At 48.6% G+C, this 1,694-nt stretch carries 3 protein-coding genes; 1 reads left to right on the top strand and 2 read right to left on the bottom strand.

What is annotated here, in order from left to right; all coding sequences use genetic code 11:
• Positions 1–150 precede the first annotated feature (150 nt).
• Entirely contained in the window at positions 151–606 is a 456-nt protein-coding gene (locus tag ACTHUT_RS19815) for a GNAT family N-acetyltransferase (protein WP_154953777.1), read from the bottom strand.
• Between the two features lie 167 nt (positions 607–773).
• On the opposite strand from ACTHUT_RS19815, the gene ACTHUT_RS19810 reads away from it, so the two are divergent.
• Complete coding sequence (locus tag ACTHUT_RS19810) at positions 774–1,040, top strand: DUF3079 domain-containing protein (protein WP_003686685.1); 267 nt, start codon at positions 774–776, stop codon at positions 1,038–1,040.
• 84 nt (positions 1,041–1,124) lie between these two features.
• Here the strand turns inward: ACTHUT_RS19810 and ACTHUT_RS19805 are convergent, their stop codons facing one another.
• A complete protein-coding gene (locus ACTHUT_RS19805; RefSeq protein ID WP_440419527.1) occupies positions 1,125–1,607 on the bottom strand; it encodes a dihydrofolate reductase in 483 nt (160 codons plus the stop codon).
• Positions 1,608–1,694: the final 87 nt, after the last annotated feature.

Raw genomic sequence — 1,694 nt, 5'->3', positions numbered from 1 at the left:
TCCTTGACAACCGCGTCAAAACGCAACGCTACGGCCAACAATTATTGGCCTGTCTGCCGCCGTTTAAACGGATAGGGTAGTTGTGGATAATTTAAAAAAACAAAGGCCGTCTGAAACCAAATGTTCAGACGGCCTTTTATTCTTTTCAAGCTATAAATCCAATTTCATGACGGATACGGTTTCCCCGTTGTGCCAAGTCTGGGTGATTTCTTTCCAGCCGAACTTTTCATACACGGCCTGCACATCCGGCGTATAGAGAAACAGATGCGGCAAACCCAGTTCGTGTGCTTTATCCAAACAAAACGAAACCAGCTGCCTGCCTACACCCAAACCGCGAAATTGCGGTAAAACGAACACATCGCCCAGCCAATATTCGTATTCGGGAAAACACGCCATATCAAATCGCTTCAATGCCGCCGAACCCATCAGCCGCCCTTCGTTATCCACAGCCGCAAACGCCAGCGGCAAATCATCCCCATTAAGGCACTGCGCGTAATACGCACGGATTTTGTCCAGAGACGACCACGGCGCAAAATCGTGCCATTCCTCAAACAGCGCGAGGGCTAAAGGCTCGACAAATTCAGGCTTCAGACGGCATATGTTCATATTGGCTCCTCTTGTTGTACCGCATAGGGATAGTTTTTACAGTATAGGCCGTCTGAAAGGTTAACACATCTTAAAAAATCAGCGTAAAACACGATAAACCCGCCGCCAGCCCCATTCAAATCACTTATAATTCTGCCCATACCGCACACAAACAAAAGAAGCACACCATGGCCAAGAAATTTCCCATTTTCCCGAAAAATCCCGAGCGTATCTGCTGGGGTTGCGACAAATACTGCAAAGAAGACGATTTGCAATGCGGCAACGGTTGCGAGCGTATCCAACATCCTATCGAGTTGGACGGCCGCGACTGGTATAAAAAAGGCGACTGGAGCAATTTGTTGAGCGAAGAGCAGCAAATCGAACTTGGACTGAAGGAAGCGCCCAAGCCGGCCAAACCGCATATCAAGTTGCCTTTGAAAAACAAAACGGCTTAAACAGCATGCCGTAAACAAACGAGATAAAAAAAGGCCGTCTGAAACCTGAAAAACAGGGTTTCAGACGGCCTTTGCGTTGTCGGATTATACTTTCACATAATGCACAAACGCGTATTCGATGCCTTTGGCGGAAACATGGTTTTCCCGAGAGGCTTCTTGCCATATTTCTGTGGAAAACTCAGGAAAAAACGCATCGCCGTCCACATCCAAACCGACTTCGGTCAAACGCAAATCCGTGGCAATCGGCAGGGCTTGTGCATAAATTTGCGCGCCGCCCATGATGATGACTTCTTCAACCCCCTGACACAAAGCCAGCGCATCTTCCAAAGAGGCCGCCGTTTGCGCACCTTCGGCCTGATAATCTTGGCGGGTGATGACGATATTTTGACGGCCGGGCAGCGGTTTGCGCGGCAGCGATTCCCATGTTTTGCGGCCCATAATGACGGGTTTGCCGGTAGTGTAGGATTTGAAGAAGGCAAAATCCTCGGGCAAATGCCAAGGCATGGTGTTGTTGATGCCGATACAGCGGCGGGCGGCGTAGGCGGCGATAAGGGTGATTTTCGGCATGATGAAATCCGTTTGCAAAATAAAATGATTATAGCGGAAGGGAGGCGGGATGGACTGAATGTCAGATATTTTAAAAATGTTTAAATA

It is taken from the genome of Neisseria sp. P0022.S010, assembly GCF_051956635.1.
This window is presented reverse-complemented; position numbering and strand designations above follow the sequence as displayed.

What these genes read in the sequence shown, in the direction of transcription:
- ACTHUT_RS19810 (WP_003686685.1), top strand. Translation starts at nt 774, where the DNA reads ATGGCCAAGAAATTTCCCATTTTCCCGAAAAATCCCGAGCGTATCTGC.
- ACTHUT_RS19815 (WP_154953777.1), bottom strand. Translation starts at nt 606, where the DNA reads ATGAACATATGCCGTCTGAAGCCTGAATTTGTCGAGCCTTTAGCCCTC.
- ACTHUT_RS19805 (WP_440419527.1), bottom strand. Translation starts at nt 1,607, where the DNA reads ATGCCGAAAATCACCCTTATCGCCGCCTACGCCGCCCGCCGCTGTATC.